This is a genomic window from Acinetobacter sp. V116_7, from assembly GCF_056735735.1.
In genome coordinates this window covers 51372-64711 of the sequence record NZ_JBWZIF010000027.1, presented here as the reverse complement: position 1 = coordinate 64711, position 13340 = coordinate 51372, and the positions used below count along the sequence as shown (strand labels likewise).

The following is a 13340-nucleotide window of genomic DNA, read 5'->3' as shown; positions in this document are numbered from 1 at the left end:
AATAAAAAACCCACCATTTGGTGGGTTTTATGGATAAATATCATTAAGTTGCATGTTTCTTTTTAATGCATTCAATGTAATCTACATGTACTGTTCTAAGTTTTTCTATGATCTTTCCTAAATCTAAATTTGAAAACTTACATATAAATTTTTCATCTGTTCTTGGGTTTTCATCTTTAAAAACCACATAATCAACTTCAGTTGTCATTTCAAAATTCATATGACTTATAGCATTTCTTACATGACGCAAGTAGTCAATTCTAACTCTATCGGAATTATATGTTGTTTCTACTTCAGGATTTAATTCTTCAGCTATATATAGATTAATTTCCTCATATTTATCTTTATATAGATCGAAAATAGTTTCTCTTGGGATCACAAGCATTATATAAAAAGCAACTGGAATAGTTCCTTGATTAATTACACCTCTCTCAGCAATCATATTTTGAGTAAATTTATCAATAAAATTAAGCTTCTTATACTCATGAGATTTTACAAATTCAAGATTATGCATTTCCCAAAGCCAAATAAAATTCATATAGGTTTGGATAATTAGATTTTCATGCTCACTAAAATTTTGTGCCATTTAAAAATACTTTTTAACTTAAATTCATCCCATATTAACAATAATAAACCCACAATATAGTGGGTTTATTAAAAATATTAAAAGCTTAAAGTACTATATCTCCAATCTTTACTATCTTATCAACTTTATTCAAAGCGAAAACTTCACTACTGCCATTAAGGAAAATTTTATTTCTCACTTGAATGTTGTGATTTCCAGTTATGTCAAATCCGTTTGTGATGCTATATGCGGTATATCCAATATATTGCACTTCAACACCCAAAGGCTCACATGAAATATTACGTTGATATCCGCTTATATCATTAAATACTATGTTCATAAATTTCTTCCAATTTTTTTCAGTTATAAATGATTTCAATATAACTAATCAATCAAAATATCCTCATAATTTGGCAATGCTGTACACCGACATCGGATAGGCTGACCCGGATGCCCTCCAGCAGGTGGTGAATCCCATCTAAATGTCTTTCCTTGCTTATGTTGATGATCTGGGCGTACACGCTCATCTTTCGCCGTTTGCCATGTGTATGTCTCAACACCCATAGAAAGCTGTCGGGCTTGGTTAAGCTGGCCGTTAATTTTGCCCATCTGATCACTAGAAATAAGCCGTGCACGATAATCAGTAGATAACCCTAATTGCTTAATAGCTTTGGCCAGCTCTTCATTAGTTTGGCCAGTTTGCAAAGCATTAGTAATTAATACTTCAAGCTTATCTGCGTATTGCTGCGGAATAGACTTAATCAAACTGACATTTGCCGTGATGTTTAGATCTACCTCGTCTTGGATATCAGCGGCCCGATAGAACGGCGTTAGATCCACACCAATAATTGTTTTGGTGTGCTCTGCAATTTGCTTGTCCACTTCCTTTTGGGTGTCAGTCACAATTTTTGTGGCCAACGGTCGCGAAACCTCAACAACATACTTTGTGAGCTTTTCCCTAAACGCCGTCATCATGTCCGAGAACCATGCATCACCGATATTCTGGCCAACTGTAGGAATAACTAATTCCTTAGTTTGTTCCTGACAGTATTTTGAAATAGCCAGTAATTGCCGAGTGTAATAAAGCTCTACACGGCGATTTACATGCACAGCTCTAGGCTTGGAAGCTTTACGCCCTTTCTTACGTTTCTTTGCTTGCTGGAGGTGTGGTTTCAGGATCTGAATTATCGTCGTCATTTGGCTTCACCATTATTTCCAGTTCTTTGATGTGCTTTTCATCAATCACTGAATAAACACCGTCAATAACAAGCTGCTTTGCTATCTGTGGCTCAGTAATGACACCCATTTGAAGATATTTATCGTCACGTTCTGCGTTAGCTTTCTCAACCTCGGCACGAACCTTGGCATCTAACTGCCATAGCGGATTGAACACAACGTCCAGAGTTGGAATCTGACGACCAAATGTAGTCTGAACAATCACTCCTAGAAGCCTTAACATGAAAGGTTTTAATGACCATGTTTGCTTAGTTGCGATACTGTCATAATAGTTACGTGTGTCATGTTCGCCTGTAGCATTCATTCCCGCTGGTGATTGACCGAATAAAACCGTATATGGCATTTCAGCAGCTCCAGAAGTTTGTATCGAATATTCACGCATAAGGTCAGGTAAGCCACCAAAGCTATAAGATTTAGAGTCGTACTCTTCCTCTTTATCTAAAACGATCATGCCGTTTAGACCTTTAAGCAACCCAACACTAAGAAAACGTTCTGCTACACCTTTTAGATCTTCTTTGATCTTATCAACCAAATGCGGAGTTCTAATCACATCAATTTTAGATTCATGGACTAGACTAGCAGTGGCTTTCTTTACGGCAGCATGATCAAGTAGATCCTCATAGACTTCCTGCAAAATACTTTGAGGCTCTTCATTCACCACATCAGCATGGGCAAATTTAATTAAGCGTGTGTGGTGGATCCGTTGGTTAGACTTTCCATCAAGTTTTAGCTTGTAAAATTCAGGTTGCTTTAAAAGCCCCCCTGCTTCACTTGGTGGCAAGTATTTTGAAGTATCGGCTTCAATCTGCTTTTTCTTAAGTACAGTGAAAAACTCTAAACGGCCAACACCTAATTTGTTTAATTCAAACGGTTGATCTAAGTTGCCGCCGTCCACAGTCCCTAGAAGCACATAGCAAACGCCATATAAGCGAGAAAGTACCAAACTAGATAAGAGCACCCCGTCTAGGTTAAAAGCCTTACACGCCTCTTTAAGCTTCAATAAATCGTTATCTTGAATCCCCTCATAGAACCAACCCGCTCGGAGCATGTCACTTGCTGGGCGGTTGACGATTCGCTTAGCCAACCAGTGTTGATACACGGCTTCTAATTGCTCATCAGGAATTATCTTCTTAACGAAAGAACCGTGTGATGCCTTGTCACGTTCGGTACCAAGATTTGAGACAAAGTTTGTATACGCCCCTGCATCGCCAATTGCATCGGACTTTTTATCTTCAGCCATAATTTCCTCTAATCAAATACAGTTGGCTTGCTTGCTAATGAATCGTTAATTGCATCAATGGTTGGGTCCCATTGGTCGTCATGGTCATGTGTCCAATCGGCCGTGAGCCCTTCAATTTCTTCAATGTAGTTCAAAAGCCATGGTGCTTCTGATGGCAGCCAGACACGGCGCTCTTCAACATAGAACACCACATCCATAGTTCGTGTAAGTTTGTCTGTACTTCGCTGAATCGCTCGTATTGGTAAAGTGGTCTGCTTAGATATGGATTGAATTAATCCGGTACCACTCGCCTTATCTTCTACGGCCATATAGCGAAGTTTGCCGATCTTAGTATTGCCATCTTTATGCTTATTAATAAAAGCTTTAGCCTCTTTTAAAAGCTCTGGTGCTTCCCATTTCCCGCGCTTCACGTCAATGATGTAAAGATTATTGTCATATCCAAGACCAGCACATAAAAACACAGAAAAATCGTTATGCTCTTTTGTCTTTTGCGCCGTATCTGCCCAAATCGCCCGCCACTTAAGAACTGGTAGATCTACATAACGTGGGAACCAGTCAGCCTTAACCAGATCACCACCCAGCTTTTTAGGGGCTTGCTGGTATTGGCTTGCAAACGTGTAACGCGATACCGTAGCGCCGTCTTTATCCTGTCCGCCTTGTTCGAGTTGCAATAGCGATTGCAATGATTCTTTTAATGGCCAATAGCTTTGACGGCCTTTCGCATCTCGCTCAACATCACGTGGAATTTTACTTTGAATTTTTTCAGGCAACTTACTGATGTACTCATCATCGATAAGCGCGGGAATACTGATCTGTTCCCATTCACCAGGTACATTACCCGTCATAACAAAGTTAGTCGGATCTTCAACGTGCAATCGCTGCATGATCAGAATAATTGGCGTGTCAGATTTAGCTTTACGCGAGTTGACCGTATTTAAGATCTTACGGTTAGCTTTACGTCTAGCTGTCTGGCTAAATGCATCCTCAGGCTTTAATGGGTCATCCAGAATAATCGCACCGGTAAAGCCTTCATCCGCTAATGTACCTGCACGGCGACCCGTCACCTGCCCGCCCATTGAAGCAGAATAAACATGACCAGCATCGTAACCATCGACTGTAGTTTTCCAACTAGACTTAGCGTCCGTACTGGTAGAAATCTTTACAGGCCATAGATCCTGAAAGTCTTCCGACTTAACAATGTTTCTTGCTGTTGCCGATACATCCTCTACAAGTGATTGCGAGAAAGACAAATACAAAAAGCGTGATCGAGCATTACGCGCTATGCCACGGGCAATAAGGTTTGTAAGTAATTCAGTTTTACCGCTTCCGGGTGGAACGTTAATCACTAGGTTTTTAACTTTGCCAGCAATTACCTCGTCAATCTTGTCGGCAATATATTCATGATGCCAATTGACCGAAAACTTAAAGCCCATACGTGGTAAGAAAAAAGCACGTGTGAAAAATAAATGTTCTTTCTCACATTTAATCCGCTTAGCTTTGGTTTTAACAGGATCAATATTCGTTCTCGAGTTCATCTATCGCCTGCCTTACCTGCTCATCGGTAGCAGTCACATAGGTAATATTTTCGCTTTGTAATGGCCCACCGCCAGCGCCTGTAATTTCAGTCTTATTCGTGTACTTGCCGCCCATGTCCTCAGCAGCTTGCTTAAGAATGCTTAGAGCTGCTACACGGTTTCTACTGTGCTTTTGATATTGGCTTTCATATCGCTGTAAACGCACCGCTAAGTTTGCAATTGGGATTGCCTCAGGCTTACCTAAAAACATTTCGCGAGTCTTTTCAAAATCTTTTCTTAACTCTTCGCTTAGGTTCTCACCTGCCCGTTTAGTTGGGTCGTATTTCTCGCACTGCTGTTTAGTAACTTTTATCCCGTATTCTTGGTTGACGAGCTCAGCAGTTTCTGTGGGTGTATTAAATACGGCAAGTGAGCGAACTATAAAGACTTTTACCTCCTTTTTTAGAGCCGCCATATCCTCAATCCTGTCAACCTACGTCAACCTAAATAGCCAAAAAAAAGAGCCTCAAGGCTCAGGTAATTACACAGTTTCCACAGCATTTAGAAATATCTAAATCAGAAACAAACGGCGGATTTTTAGCGACTTCAATTAATCGCTTAACGTTTTCATTTGCACCCCATCGCTTCACAACACCGATAAACTCTTCCACATCGTGACCAGTTAAATAGTGCTTAGGTAGGCCAGTATGATCGCTGTAAATAATCTCACCGTCCGAGTCTCGCTCTACACCAATGTGATATAGCTCATGTTCAAGCAAAGCACAAAACTCGCTATCGTTTGCCTTTTCACAAAAGCTTGCATCGATAGTGATTAAGTAAACAGGAACAAATCCAAACCAATCACGCATTTGTTGCTCTTGGCGGGCTTTCTTCCAGCCGCCTTGTTGAAACATAACCTTTTCACATTGGCCGAGCACCATACGCTTAGCTCTCGTATAAGCAGTAGAAGCCCATGCAAAAGCCAAGAATCCCTCATTGTCATGAAGCATCTCAGCGATATGGTCGTGATCTGGATTATGTAAAGGGCCTCCAAGCGTTAGAAAATTAGCAACTACCCAGTTTTGTAAATCGGGCGCAGGTACTATACGAATCGCTTCCTCTTCATCTGCTTGGTCTATAAAATCAGTTGGAGGAAATGGTCTGATCTGATCCATCTTCAATTCTCGCTAATTCGCTTTTAATCCAGTTAATTGCATAACCTGATTCAATTTGATGAGGTTCAAGACGCTCAAATACATAACCTCGATCAAGAGCTAGATCATATTTATTAAATGAATTTGCTATCTTTGTGCCACCGCGACCAACTGCCCAAGGACTGCCAGCAATTTCTATAAGAAGATTCAACTTAACAATATAAAAATCGAACCGCCAATTCTTGGTTGATTCAAATTGAAATTTTCGTCGATAACCAATTCGATGTTCTTCTAATTCTTGAAATAACATTTCTTCAGCTTCAAGATATTTTTCTTTAGCCTTAGGCAATGGTCTGCTTTTAGGTTTAGTTTTAGCTTCTTTTTTCCGTGTAAACCAAAAATATTCTTTAACGTCCATATTTCACCTATAAAAAAACCTCCAATTGGAGGTTAAGTAATAAGTTCAAGTTATCTATAGGCCTTTAATAATAAGACATCTATGTATTCAGAGAATTCATTCAAAAAGTTATGAATTTTTACTTTAGAAAATTCCTCTAAAATCTTCATTACATCGCCACTACAATTTGTCTTAATATGTTGGCAATTGGGATCTAGTAAATATAAGTTTTTATATTTTTGTAAATTATCATTAGTGTCTACGCAAGATCTCGGAATTTTTAAATCAATTGATTCAACAATTAAGTCAGCCTTATTTAAATTACTATAAATTATATAAAGATTATTTAAATAGGTCTCAAATTTATCAATTTCATTTTCAAGAAAATAAATTTTTTTGTTCATAACTTCATGAAAAAAAGTAATGATTATTTTATTAGTTTTATCTCTAAATTCTTCCAAATTATTCTTATTAACTTGGTTAGATCGATATTGAAAATTAAACCAATATTTTGACATTTGAAAAGAAATTAATTCTTTATTATAGTCAGATAAATATTTTTTATAATTTTCTAATGCATCAATACGCGCTACTAATTTCTTTTCCCTTTTCCATTGATGAAAACCAATAATTACAGCGATTGGTGCAAGAAAAACACCCACAGCAGAAAAAATTGAAATTATATCTGCTCTTACCCATTTTACTGCATTAGGTTGACCAAGGCCTAATTCACTACCATAACTTGCACCTAGATAAAAATATCCAATCACACAAAATAAAGTGATAAAAAAGTAAATACTGCAAAAATATAATATTTGTTTAACCATATCTGAATCAACCAGTCCACGTATAAGCCAAGTTAAATAAATGATGTCAGCAGACATACAAATAAAATAATAAAAAAAATCATTAAATTCCATAATTTATTTGAATCTAATACTGTGCAGAGATCATAGATTTTAAGAAGAAGTCTAGTCAATTAAATTATTTTGGACACAATACTTAAATTCCTCAGAAATAAAAAGCCCCACTCAATCAGCTAATCAAGTGGAGCTCAAATTCTGCTTTTTAATAATTATTAAACAGCTCGAATCACATTAATAGTCGTTGGAATCACTTCATTGCTATTTTGACAAATAAGAGTGAAATTGAAGTAAACATCTTCAGCAAATGAAGTAATCGTTTGGTTGTAACGATGAATTTCAGTTAAACCATCAACTGAAGTAATCACATGCTCAATTTCAGTTTCAGACAGGTATTTCATTGAATAATTAACTGGCAAGGCTTGTGTTTGGAACAATGTATCTAACAAAGAAAAGAAGTCGTTATTTCCATCATTAGTATTGTTATAACCAATATTCGAACCACCTAGATCGTAGCTATCGAATGTAGTCTGCAAACGAACACCGCTATGTACATTACCTGTAGCACTTAAGAAATTCTCAGCAACAACTTCAAGCGTATCGCCAATATTAGCTTTAGTAGCAGCATGATAACCGTACATGATCAGTGGAGCTTCAGGGGTACCGAAATCTAACAGCTCACCTACTGGAGTTAAAACACCATTTTCATATGTACAGTTATCCAAATACCAAGCCGATGCTGGAGGATTCGGAAGACTTGTTACACCAATGACAGTAAAGCCGGGTAATGTATTAATTGCCTCAACATTACTCAGCACTTGGTCATAGCTAGTCGTATCGGCAATCTTTACCAATACTGTATGACCTGCTGGCAAGTTTGTGTCAGTTAAAGTTTCGATTGTTGCTTTTTTCGGAGTAGTAACCATTAAGGTTTCCTCATAAAAAAAGCCCTATCATTTTTAATTGATAAGGCTTGGGTGGTAGAAACTGGAAAATAAAAAGCCCACCATTTGGTGGGCTTGGAATTCAACAACTTAAATTTAAGAAAGGTATTTGTATTTTAAAGCTAGATGCTTACTAGCTATTTCTGTTGTTTCCATATACGGCAATTCTGCACAAAGCCAAAACCGATATGTATTTTCACCAATTCTATAACTCTGGCTGTTATAGGTTGATTGCTTACTTGAATCAATTGTACTTGCTTCAAAGAAAGTACCTTCACGGTTATTTACAACTTCACCGTCTAAATCACCGCCAATACAGATATTCATTTAAGTGACCAGTTTTTAATTAGACTGGACTATAACACAATAGATAACCCGCATTTTTGGGTTGTTTAATTCATACTTTTTTGCTTATAAGCTCATCAAACAACTCATCAGGATATGCGTAATTTGTATTATCTCTGAATCCAACATCACCTGATGTAGTACGAATATTGTGCAATAAAAATGCTACTTCATTGAAGTCGCAACGAAGAATCGCCAATCTTAAATCTCTGTGAGCTGTTCTTTCTTCAGACAATCTTGACTTATATTTTGATAAAATGTCATCAATAGCCATTTCCAAATGCTTTATATTTTCAGCTTCAACATCATATTCTAGAGATGCTAAATAAATTCCAGAGTGGTCATCATTGAATTGAGTAGGCTCCTCTCTTCCACTTGGATAATAAGCAAGGTTATTTAGAACTTCACGGTACTGTCGATTTGAATCAAAATTAAATTTTTTCATGATTACCCCCTTAACCTAGGAGATAAACTTATACCATAGAAAGCAAAAAGCCCACCTTTTGGCGAGCCTTTAAAAACATTTTGGTGCAACACTTATAACTTCGTCCCACCATACCATAAATTTAAACCAACTGTGCTGCACTGTCAAGATTGCAACACCTCAATTTTTCCATCTAAGTAGGCTAAGCCTTTATCTATTTCTGAACGCACTTTTGCTTTACTACATCTATGCACATTAGCAATTGTTAAATAAGACCAATCATTTTCATAATAAAGTATTAGAAACCAAGCCCTTTCTTGTAAAAATTCTCGTTTATCATTATGCATTTTTGCTAACAATTTACTCACTTCAACTGCCTCAAAATCTTCTATAACACATGGCATTGATACCTTACTTGATCTGACCCTAGTCGTGTCATTTCGGTCAATTAAGGTAGCTAACGGATTAGCTGAAACTTTAAAATTTGTTGATCTTACCCATAGACCATATTGTTCAAGCCACTGGTGAGCTGAACGCTTAGACCAATCCATTGCATTATTAATTTTTGCATTCATTTTTAGATTTCTCCCACCAATTGCTCAATTTGTTTAATCGCCACGCCTGCTTTAACTTGTTCTGTACTGAACCTCAAAACTGTAAAACCCATCATTGCTGCTTCGTTGTATTTCTCCATGTCTCCTAAATAACCTTTCCCTCTTGTGTGACGGCCACCGCTCCAGATGCCGCCTTCAATCTCTACTAATATCTTTTTCCCAGTAATTAAAAAATCTGCTCTCCATTTGCGTTTCGGATGGAATTTATATTCCTGCTCAAAATCAATCTTGCAGGCTTTGAGATGTGTTGCTAATACAACTTCCCCTACACTTGGTTCCCTTGTTTGCTTTGCTGAACGGCGTTTTTTATTTTTCTGTATAGGAAATAATCCACGATATTCAGCAAGACTTATTGATGTCATGCCGCCCCCTTTGCACTGAAACCAACTTGAATGAGGTATGGCATTAATTTTTGTTGTTGCTCAGGATCTGTAAGCTTCACTGCGATACGTGCAGCAAGTTGTTCATAGCTCTCGTTACCTTCTGCATACTTGCTAGAAAACTCAGGATGTTTAGAAAGCTTGTCAGCGAAGACAGCAATCTGCTTTTGACTTAAACCAGTTGAATTTTTTTGTTCACCAGAAAATGATTTAGCTGGTTGTGATGCTTTTTGACGGCGCTCGTATTTAGCTTTTGCATTCAGTAACCAATCAGCAAAATGGAAAATCAAAAGATCATCACAAAGATTCTTTGATGCATTGTTGAGTTCAAATGCTCTAAGTTCTCGGTGATACCATGACTGCATTACGAGTTCATCAAAATCTACAGACTTGTCAGAAAGTAAAATTTCTTCACGAAGTTTTTTAAAACAAAGCCAAGTTTTTTTATTTTTAGATTCATCTGAAAGATTACTTGATAGATTCCGTGTACCAACGTTGGTACTGTTTACTGGAAATGTTGGTATTGTTTGCTGGAAATGTTGGTACTGTTCCAACGTTGGTACTGTTTGAGAATCTTCCCCTTGTGTATCAAGGCTTTCCGCGCCTAACTGTTCCAACGTTGGTACAGTATTTTCCCGACCTTGTACACCAATTAAACGATATACAATTACCTGCTTTGTTTTGCCTTTTCTTTCACCAGTATCAAAAATTAAACCCTCTGAACTGAGTTCATCCAGAATCTTAAAAAGGGTTTTTTTATTAATCTGACAGTCATCAGCCAAACGTGTAGAACTCGGATAACAGCAGTGTTGTTCATCCGCACGATCAGCCATTGAAAGCAGCACTAATTTTTTTAAAGCTGGAGAAGAACCACCCTTAGCTTGAGTGAACTTCTTTTTCCAAGCCCATACAGTAGCGTCTAAGCTCATTTATCCCCCTCTTCATTCATTTGAATGAATGAGCCCAAATAGTGGATCCGCTTAGCTCTATAAAGACTCGAAATGATCACGCCAGCATGGTAAAGATCAATACCATGTACGCCATGCTCATCGACCAGACCTTGCATAAACTCATCACGTGTTACTGCCGCTTGATTTTCATCATGATTGCGTTTTTTTAAGTTCGCTTTGCGCTCTTTCAACATATTCGCAAGAGTTCTTAAAGCCGGTTCATGCCACGTTTGATAACTTTGTTGACGTTTCTGCTCTTGCAGATTGCCTTTAGCTGTTTGGTTTGCTAAATTAGTTTGCATATTCGATTCCTCTAGCAGAGAAAGAATTACTAAGCCTGATGTACGAGATCAGGCTTTTTCATTTCCCAATTCCGCTTCACACTTTTTCATTTGCTTTAACGCTGCTTGATCGACTGCCGTAATAAGCTCAGTAAGGTTTTGTGTTAGTTGGTGAATTTCTTCATATTCCAACGGTGTAATAATTCCGTCTTCATATGCTTCATATACGACTCGGTTTGCTTTTCCGTTCTTTATGTTGTGCTGCATCATTGCTTCAAAGATTGATAACTCATGATGTTTGGATCTACCGCATCCAACTGGAACTAAAGCAAAGCCCAACTCATGTGCCCAAACCTTTAGCAATGAGGGGTTTTGTGTGAAATAAATCATTGCTTCAAGCTTTTTCAAACTTGGTAAATACGCAGGCATATTTTGGTTGCCATAATTGCAAACCGAGTTATGTGTATCCCCTATTGCTTGGGCAATTTCTTTTGCTGTGCAATTTGGTGTGTTATTTACAATCTGCCAGAGTGCTATTTGTGCATCTCTGCTTAAGGTCATTTCTTGCATTGTGAAATCCTTCATATCCTTCACATATATTTTTTGAACTTTTTGATTAATACTTGCCTAACTTTGTTTTTAAGCTGTTTTTGAAGTTCCTAAAAAGAAATCAAATAGGCTTTTGTGAGTTAGTTTTTGATTACTTGCATCAACCATTTTTTGAATGGTTTCCATTCTTGGGTTTTTGCGGGCATGGATTAATTGAGTTTCCATATATCCATATGTAACTTTTACTTCTTCGCAGAATTTGTGACGTTCGCTCTCACTTAATCCTCGCCAATAGCTATAAAGAGTAAGCATCAATACACCTCATTGGTAAATTTATTTATTAAATATACCCACAAGGTAAACAAAATACAACCTGTTAGGGTATTTATTTTTTTTACCTATTAGGTATTTTTGAGTTCAGCGCTAGAGGTGAATTAAAAAAATGAGTGAATTAAAGACTATTCATGAAATTAGGCTTGGTAATACACAGAAATTAATGAAGGAATCGGGATTAACTCGTTCTGAATTTGCCGAAAAAATTGATATGTCTTATGGATTGTTAAGCCAATATGTCGGGAAGAATCCAACAAAAAATATCGGGGATGAAACTGCATTAAAAATAGAAGAAGCTTTTAATAAACCTCGTGGTTATTTGGATCAGTCTGAAGGTCAAAATGTGCCCACTCAGCATAAAGATGGCGCTACAAGTTTTAAAAATTTCGACATAGAGGCCTTTAAGAAGAAATACAATATCCCTGACAGTGAGGATGCTGTACTTTTTTCGACAAATGTAGAGAAACCTTTAGTTATTTCAAAAAGATGGGTTCCAGTTAAGGCGTATAGTAAAATGGGCATGGACGGTTATTTTACAGATATGGGATATGATGGTAATGCTGGAGATGGGTACGTTCCTACTCACACCGCTGGTGATCGATCATATGCTATTAAAGGTACTGGTGACTCAATGTATCCAGCTATCCGGAATGGTTGGTATGTTGTATGTGATCCAGATGCAGAATTAACGCCAACTGAATTTGTGCAAGTTTGCTTAAAAGATGGCAGATGTACAATTAAAGAATTTATTGGCATTCATAATAATGTTCTAAATCTATTAGCTGTAAACGGTGGTGAGCGCTTAACTTTTGATATGGATGATGTCGAAAGTATTACTGCCATTACTGATATTGTGCCACCTAGTCAACACAGGCAACAGCATCCAAAGTCTCATTAATTAATTTAGTAACCCATCATTTAAGCCCACCAATTGGTGGGTTTTTTTATAGTGTTTACATTAAATACACCTAGCAAGTAAAAAAATAATTAAATAATTTCACCTCACAGGTATTTACTTTATTTTACCTTACAGGTATATTTTTCTCACAGACAACAAAAAAGCACACCGAACCTTCTACCTCTCGATGTGCTTTGCAAACTGCGAGATCAATTATGAACGTAAATGCAATTCCATTCAACCATATCAAAGTTACGGGCTTTACTGCTTTAGTTTTGATTGCTGGTTTAGCTTCTTGTGAATACAAGACAGCTCAATCTAGCTTCGCACCAAACACGCAGTTCACACCGCAAACGCAATCTAGTAGTTACGGTGTTCAAACAGCGAAAATCACAGGTAAGACTTCAGGCGTTGCCGTTATAAAGCTAGATGGTTTCAGAGTAAATGTTAGCTTTGACTTTGAGGCTCATCCAGATAGCTACGGCGTACAAGGCTCAGAGTTCACTGCTGTAGATGTAACTCAGCTCACAATCAATGAGATTACGGATGTAAACGGCAAGTCGTACAGTGACTTCACTGATTACAACGATCACCGCAATATCAATGCCCTTCTTAAAGGCTTCATCGAACGTAATAAGTTGGTGGAGGCTTAA

At 37.5% G+C, this 13340-nt stretch carries 20 protein-coding genes; 2 read left to right on the top strand and 18 right to left on the bottom strand.

Annotated features, from left to right (window positions below; translation table 11 throughout):
- Window positions 1-43: 43 nt before the first annotated feature.
- The 18 genes from AC1PJP_RS12900 to AC1PJP_RS12815 form a co-directional block, all read right to left on the bottom strand.
- Window positions 44-586 carry a hypothetical protein gene (locus AC1PJP_RS12900; protein ID WP_479767103.1) on the bottom strand — a complete coding sequence of 181 codons (543 nt, stop codon included), beginning with the start codon at window positions 584-586 and terminating at the stop codon, window positions 44-46.
- Window positions 587-671: 85 nt separating this feature from the next.
- Window positions 672-905, bottom strand: a complete 234-nt coding sequence (locus tag AC1PJP_RS12895) for a hypothetical protein (protein WP_479767101.1) — start codon at window positions 903-905, stop codon at window positions 672-674.
- A 44-nt stretch (window positions 906-949) separates the two neighbouring features.
- Window positions 950-1762, bottom strand: coding sequence for a phage head morphogenesis protein (locus AC1PJP_RS12890; protein WP_479767099.1), 813 nt, complete (start codon window positions 1760-1762; stop codon window positions 950-952).
- The gene (locus tag AC1PJP_RS12885; RefSeq protein WP_479767097.1) at window positions 1707-3041 is read right to left on the bottom strand and encodes a DUF1073 domain-containing protein; all 1335 of its coding nucleotides are present in this window, start codon (window positions 3039-3041) and stop codon (window positions 1707-1709) included. The genes AC1PJP_RS12890 and AC1PJP_RS12885 overlap by 56 nt, the downstream gene beginning before the upstream one ends.
- 8 nt (window positions 3042-3049) lie before the next feature.
- Window positions 3050-4576: a phage terminase large subunit gene (gene terL, locus AC1PJP_RS12880; RefSeq protein ID WP_479767095.1), complete on the bottom strand. Its 1527-nt coding sequence runs from the start codon at window positions 4574-4576 to the stop codon at window positions 3050-3052.
- Complete coding sequence (locus tag AC1PJP_RS12875) at window positions 4554-5030, bottom strand: DUF2280 domain-containing protein (RefSeq protein ID WP_479767093.1); 477 nt, start codon at window positions 5028-5030, stop codon at window positions 4554-4556. The genes terL and AC1PJP_RS12875 overlap by 23 nt, the downstream gene beginning before the upstream one ends.
- A gap of 58 nt (window positions 5031-5088) precedes the next feature.
- A complete protein-coding gene (locus AC1PJP_RS12870; RefSeq protein ID WP_479767091.1) occupies window positions 5089-5730 on the bottom strand; it encodes a putative metallopeptidase in 642 nt (213 codons plus the stop codon).
- Complete coding sequence (locus AC1PJP_RS12865) at window positions 5699-6127, bottom strand: hypothetical protein (RefSeq protein ID WP_479767089.1); 429 nt, start codon at window positions 6125-6127, stop codon at window positions 5699-5701. Before AC1PJP_RS12865 ends, AC1PJP_RS12870 begins: the two co-directional genes overlap by 32 nt.
- 50 nt (window positions 6128-6177) lie before the next feature.
- Window positions 6178-7026, bottom strand: a complete 849-nt coding sequence (locus AC1PJP_RS12860; RefSeq protein WP_479767087.1) for a hypothetical protein — start codon at window positions 7024-7026, stop codon at window positions 6178-6180.
- Window positions 7027-7184: 158 nt separating this feature from the next.
- Window positions 7185-7895: a hypothetical protein gene (locus AC1PJP_RS12855; protein WP_479767085.1), complete on the bottom strand. Its 711-nt coding sequence runs from the start codon at window positions 7893-7895 to the stop codon at window positions 7185-7187.
- Window positions 7896-8009: 114 nt separating this feature from the next.
- On the bottom strand, window positions 8010-8240 hold the full coding sequence (locus AC1PJP_RS12850) for a hypothetical protein (RefSeq protein WP_479767083.1): 231 nt from the start codon (window positions 8238-8240) through the stop codon (window positions 8010-8012).
- Between the two features lie 70 nt (window positions 8241-8310).
- A complete protein-coding gene (locus AC1PJP_RS12845; RefSeq protein ID WP_479767081.1) occupies window positions 8311-8703 on the bottom strand; it encodes a hypothetical protein in 393 nt (130 codons plus the stop codon).
- Window positions 8704-8846: 143 nt separating this feature from the next.
- Window positions 8847-9257 carry an antiterminator Q family protein gene (locus AC1PJP_RS12840; protein WP_479767080.1) on the bottom strand — a complete coding sequence of 137 codons (411 nt, stop codon included), beginning with the start codon at window positions 9255-9257 and terminating at the stop codon, window positions 8847-8849.
- A 2-nt stretch (window positions 9258-9259) separates the two neighbouring features.
- Window positions 9260-9658, bottom strand: coding sequence for a DUF559 domain-containing protein (locus AC1PJP_RS12835; protein ID WP_479767079.1), 399 nt, complete (start codon window positions 9656-9658; stop codon window positions 9260-9262).
- The gene (locus tag AC1PJP_RS12830; RefSeq protein ID WP_479767078.1) at window positions 9655-10605 is read right to left on the bottom strand and encodes a helix-turn-helix domain-containing protein; all 951 of its coding nucleotides are present in this window, start codon (window positions 10603-10605) and stop codon (window positions 9655-9657) included. The genes AC1PJP_RS12835 and AC1PJP_RS12830 overlap by 4 nt, the downstream gene beginning before the upstream one ends.
- A complete protein-coding gene (locus AC1PJP_RS12825; RefSeq protein WP_479767077.1) occupies window positions 10602-10928 on the bottom strand; it encodes a hypothetical protein in 327 nt (108 codons plus the stop codon). The genes AC1PJP_RS12830 and AC1PJP_RS12825 overlap by 4 nt, the downstream gene beginning before the upstream one ends.
- 48 nt (window positions 10929-10976) lie before the next feature.
- Window positions 10977-11477, bottom strand: coding sequence for a phage regulatory CII family protein (locus AC1PJP_RS12820; RefSeq protein WP_479767076.1), 501 nt, complete (start codon window positions 11475-11477; stop codon window positions 10977-10979).
- Between the two features lie 69 nt (window positions 11478-11546).
- Window positions 11547-11768 (bottom strand): XRE family transcriptional regulator, encoded by a 222-nt coding sequence (locus AC1PJP_RS12815; RefSeq protein ID WP_479767075.1) that lies wholly within the window; start codon window positions 11766-11768, stop codon window positions 11547-11549.
- A gap of 130 nt (window positions 11769-11898) precedes the next feature.
- On the opposite strand from AC1PJP_RS12815, the gene AC1PJP_RS12810 reads away from it, so the two are divergent.
- The gene (locus AC1PJP_RS12810; protein WP_479767074.1) at window positions 11899-12687 is read left to right on the top strand and encodes a LexA family transcriptional regulator; all 789 of its coding nucleotides are present in this window, start codon (window positions 11899-11901) and stop codon (window positions 12685-12687) included.
- Between the two features lie 215 nt (window positions 12688-12902).
- Window positions 12903-13340 carry a hypothetical protein gene (locus AC1PJP_RS12805; RefSeq protein ID WP_479767073.1) on the top strand — a complete coding sequence of 146 codons (438 nt, stop codon included), beginning with the start codon at window positions 12903-12905 and terminating at the stop codon, window positions 13338-13340.

Coding starts and splice junctions, on each gene's coding strand:
- AC1PJP_RS12900 (WP_479767103.1), bottom strand. CDS start 586: ATGGCACAAAATTTTAGTGAGCATGAAAATCTAATTATCCAAACCTAT.
- AC1PJP_RS12895 (WP_479767101.1), bottom strand. CDS start 905: ATGAACATAGTATTTAATGATATAAGCGGATATCAACGTAATATTTCA.
- AC1PJP_RS12890 (WP_479767099.1), bottom strand. CDS start 1,762: ATGACGACGATAATTCAGATCCTGAAACCACACCTCCAGCAAGCAAAG.
- AC1PJP_RS12885 (WP_479767097.1), bottom strand. CDS start 3,041: ATGGCTGAAGATAAAAAGTCCGATGCAATTGGCGATGCAGGGGCGTAT.
- terL (WP_479767095.1), bottom strand. CDS start 4,576: ATGAACTCGAGAACGAATATTGATCCTGTTAAAACCAAAGCTAAGCGG.
- AC1PJP_RS12875 (WP_479767093.1), bottom strand. CDS start 5,030: ATGGCGGCTCTAAAAAAGGAGGTAAAAGTCTTTATAGTTCGCTCACTT.
- AC1PJP_RS12870 (WP_479767091.1), bottom strand. CDS start 5,730: ATGGATCAGATCAGACCATTTCCTCCAACTGATTTTATAGACCAAGCA.
- AC1PJP_RS12865 (WP_479767089.1), bottom strand. CDS start 6,127: ATGGACGTTAAAGAATATTTTTGGTTTACACGGAAAAAAGAAGCTAAA.
- AC1PJP_RS12860 (WP_479767087.1), bottom strand. CDS start 7,026: ATGGAATTTAATGATTTTTTTTATTATTTTATTTGTATGTCTGCTGAC.
- AC1PJP_RS12855 (WP_479767085.1), bottom strand. CDS start 7,895: ATGGTTACTACTCCGAAAAAAGCAACAATCGAAACTTTAACTGACACA.
- AC1PJP_RS12850 (WP_479767083.1), bottom strand. CDS start 8,240: ATGAATATCTGTATTGGCGGTGATTTAGACGGTGAAGTTGTAAATAAC.
- AC1PJP_RS12845 (WP_479767081.1), bottom strand. CDS start 8,703: ATGAAAAAATTTAATTTTGATTCAAATCGACAGTACCGTGAAGTTCTA.
- AC1PJP_RS12840 (WP_479767080.1), bottom strand. CDS start 9,257: ATGAATGCAAAAATTAATAATGCAATGGATTGGTCTAAGCGTTCAGCT.
- AC1PJP_RS12835 (WP_479767079.1), bottom strand. CDS start 9,658: ATGACATCAATAAGTCTTGCTGAATATCGTGGATTATTTCCTATACAG.
- AC1PJP_RS12830 (WP_479767078.1), bottom strand. CDS start 10,605: ATGAGCTTAGACGCTACTGTATGGGCTTGGAAAAAGAAGTTCACTCAA.
- AC1PJP_RS12825 (WP_479767077.1), bottom strand. CDS start 10,928: ATGCAAACTAATTTAGCAAACCAAACAGCTAAAGGCAATCTGCAAGAG.
- AC1PJP_RS12820 (WP_479767076.1), bottom strand. CDS start 11,477: ATGCAAGAAATGACCTTAAGCAGAGATGCACAAATAGCACTCTGGCAG.
- AC1PJP_RS12815 (WP_479767075.1), bottom strand. CDS start 11,768: ATGCTTACTCTTTATAGCTATTGGCGAGGATTAAGTGAGAGCGAACGT.
- AC1PJP_RS12810 (WP_479767074.1), top strand. CDS start 11,899: ATGAGTGAATTAAAGACTATTCATGAAATTAGGCTTGGTAATACACAG.
- AC1PJP_RS12805 (WP_479767073.1), top strand. CDS start 12,903: ATGAACGTAAATGCAATTCCATTCAACCATATCAAAGTTACGGGCTTT.